Raw genomic sequence first — 2,752 nt, forward strand, 5'->3', positions numbered from 1 at the left:
CCTCCCCGGCATCCGGCCCGCTCGGCATCCTCCGCCGTGCCGCGCTCGTCATCGAGGACGGCCGCGTCGTGTGGACCGGTACCGAAAGTGAAGCACCCGCCACCGACAGTCGCCTCGATGTCGGGGGGCGCGCGGTCCTCCCCGGCTTCGTGGACTCCCACACCCATCTCCTCTTCGCCGGGGACCGCACCGAGGAGTTCCGCGCCCGCATGGCCGGTCGCCCCTACGCCGCCGGCGGCATCCGCACCACCGTCGCCGCCACCCGGGCCGCCTCCGACGCCGAACTCGCCGCCGGCCTCGACCGGCACCTGGCGGAACTCCTGCGCCAGGGCACCACCACCGTCGAGACCAAGTCCGGCTACGGGTTGACGGTGGGGGACGAGGCCCGCGCCCTGCGTCTGGCCGCCGCCCGGACCGAGGAGGTCACCTTCCTCGGCGCGCACGTCCCGGCCCCCGAACACCGCGAGGACCCGGACGCGTACGTCGCCCTGGTCACCGGCCCGATGCTCGACGCCTGCGCCCCGCACGCCCGGTGGATCGACGTCTTCTGCGAGCGCGGCGCCTTCGACGGCGACCGGTCGCGCGAGATCCTCACCGCCGGCGTCCGACGGGGCCTGGTCCCCCGGATCCACGCCGGGCAGCTCGGCCCCGGCCCCGGTGTGCGGCTCGGCGTGGAGCTGGGGGCGGCCTCGGTGGACCACTGCACCCACCTCACCGACGCCGACGTGGACGATCTCGCCGACGCCGCCGGCCGCCCCGAACCGACCGTCGCCTGCCTGCTGCCCGGCTGCGAGTTCTCCACCCGCTCGCCCTACCCGGACGCCCGCCGACTGCTGGACGCCGGGGTGCCGGTCGCGCTCTCCACGGACTGCAACCCCGGCTCCTCCTACACCAGTTCGATGGCCTTCTGTGTCGCCGTGGCGGTCCGCGAGATGGGCATGACACCCGACGAGGCGATCCACGCCGCCACCGCCGGCGGGGCCGCCGCCCTGCGCCGCACCGATGTCGGGAGGCTGGTTCCCGGGTCCAGGGCCGATCTGCTGGTGCTCGACGCGCCCTCCGCGGTCCACCTCGCCTACCGTCCCGGCGTCCCACTGGTCGCGGGTGTGTGGCGGGACGGTGTGCCGGTCGCGGGCCCGCTCGCCGCGGCGGCCGGCGGGGACCCGGGCGGGGAAACCCCGTGGACTCCGCGGAAACCGATTGCCTAGGGTCGCATCGGCCGACGTTCACCCCGCGGGGAGCACCCTCCGACGACGCGCCGCAGGCCGCGGCGGGGCGGACGTCGGCCGACGCGGCACCGGGAGGCCGGCGGCACGGGGTGGTCGACCGGCGCGTCCGGTGTCTCCCCGGCCGCCCGGTGGGGCACGGCGAGGAAAGGGAGCGGATCATGGGCGAGGGAGCCGACGGGACGAGCGCGGGGGACGGTGCGTCGGGCGGTCGGTCGGGGGCCGCGTCCGCCGGGACGGGCGCGGACCCCGACCGGGACGGAACCGGCGGATCGGGACCCGGAGCCCCCGGGGCGGGCCCCCCGCGCGGGCTCGGCGCCCCCTACCGGCGCCTGTGGGCCGCCGTCGCCGTCTCCAAGATCGGGGACGGGGTGATGATCGTCGCGATCCCCTGGCTGACCACCACCCTCACCGACAGCGCCTTTCTCGTCGCGCTGATGGGGGTCGCGGTGCGATTGCCGTGGCTGATCTTCCCGCTGCCCGCCGGGGTGTGGGCCGACCGCTTCGACCGCCGCCTGCTGATGGTGTGGGCCAACGTCGGCCGTGCGGCCGTCCTGTTGGTCGCCGGGCTCCTGGTGTGGGCGGGGGCGATGGGCCTGCCGGCCCTGTTCCTGCTGGCCCTGGCGCTGGGGCTGTGCGAGGTGGTCTTCGACAACACCACCCAGGTGCTCGTTCCCGCCGTGGTGGCCAGGGACCGGCTGCGGGCCGCCAACGGTCGACTGATGGGGGCCCAGATGGTGCTCGGGGAGTTCGTGGGGCGGCCGGTGACCGGCCTCCTCATCGGGATCTCCCTCACCCTGCCCTTCCTCTTCGACGCGACCGCCGCCGTCGTCTCCGTGCTGCTCCTGCTCACCCTGCGCGGTTCCTTCCGGCCGGGGGACCGGACCGCCGCGTCGGGGGCCGCCGCCCCCGGGGACGGCACGCCCGGCGGTCCGGCGACGGGCCCCGCGCCCGACCCCGTCCCCTCCCCGGCGGGGCCGGTGCCCTCCGGACCGCCGGCCGGTCCGGCTCCCCGCGCCTCGATGCGGACCGAGATCGCCGTCGGCCTCGGATGGCTGTGGCGGCACCGGATGCTGCGCTCCCTGGCCGTCGCCCTGGCCTGGTCGAACTTCATGTCCTCGGCCGCCTTCGCGGTCTTCGTGCTCTTCGCGCAGGAGGTACTGGACGTCGGCCCCGTCGCCTTCGCGATGCTCGGATCGGCCGGCGCGGTCGGTGCCCTGATCGGCAGTTTCGGCGCGGCCCGGGTCGGTGCCCTGCTCGGGCCCTCGCTCAGCCTGCGGGTCAGCGCCGCGATCTTCGCCCTGACCTTCACGGTCACCGGCCTGACCTCCAACCCGTGGGTGGTGGCCTCGGCCTCCGTGCTCGCGGGCGCCTCGGCGGCGTTGTGGAACGTGATCACCGTCACCCTGCGGCAGACGATCATCCCCGACGATCTCCTGGGCCGGGTGAACAGCGCCTACCGGACGATGGGCTGGGGAGTCATGCCGATCGGGGTGGCGGTGGGCGGGGGCCTGGTGACGCTGGTG

At 75.8% G+C, this 2,752-nt stretch carries 2 protein-coding genes; both read left to right on the plus strand.

Going from position 1 to position 2,752, the window contains the following annotated elements; all coding sequences use genetic code 11:
- A partial coding sequence (hutI, locus tag FOE67_RS22000; protein WP_182666578.1) for an imidazolonepropionase occupies positions 1–1,208 on the plus strand: 1,208 nt, incomplete at its 5' end.
- Between the two features lie 179 nt (positions 1,209–1,387).
- Positions 1,388–2,752, plus strand: a 1,365-nt coding sequence (locus FOE67_RS22005; protein WP_182666579.1) for an MFS transporter, incomplete at its 3' end; no start/stop codon positions are given.

It is taken from the genome of Streptomyces calidiresistens, from assembly GCF_014141525.1.
GTDB lineage: Bacteria > Actinomycetota > Actinomycetes > Streptomycetales > Streptomycetaceae > Streptomyces > Streptomyces calidiresistens.